1 pseudogene is annotated in these 301 nt (G+C 51.2%); it reads left to right on the forward strand.

Features of this window, described 5'->3' with window-relative positions:
- Positions 1 to 301, forward strand: a pseudogene (locus AAEZ03_RS26680) (A/G-specific adenine glycosylase); the annotation flags it as partial.

The following is a 301-nucleotide window of genomic DNA, read 5'->3' on the forward strand; positions in this document are numbered from 1 at the left end:
GCAGTTGGTTGAGGTAATCGATAAAACGGGCGAGTTTCCGCAAACCTTAGCCGGTTGGGAAGCGATATCTGGCGTTGGCCCGTCGACTGCTGGCGCGATTATGGCGATGGGGCTACATCGTTATGGCCTCATCTGTGATGGTAACGTTAAACGAGTAATCACAAGGTGGGCGGCAATCGATGGCGACATTACCAAATCTGCCACGACCAAAGAACTGTGGGCATTGGCAGAACGTTTAACCCCTAGGGAAAACTCAGGATTGTTTGCGCAAGCGATGATGGATATGGGCGCAACTTTATGT

It is taken from the genome of Pseudomonas sp. HY2-MNA-CIBAN-0224 (assembly GCF_040310285.1).
In the GTDB taxonomy this organism is placed as follows: Bacteria; Pseudomonadota; Gammaproteobacteria; order Pseudomonadales; family Pseudomonadaceae; genus Aquipseudomonas; species Aquipseudomonas helleri.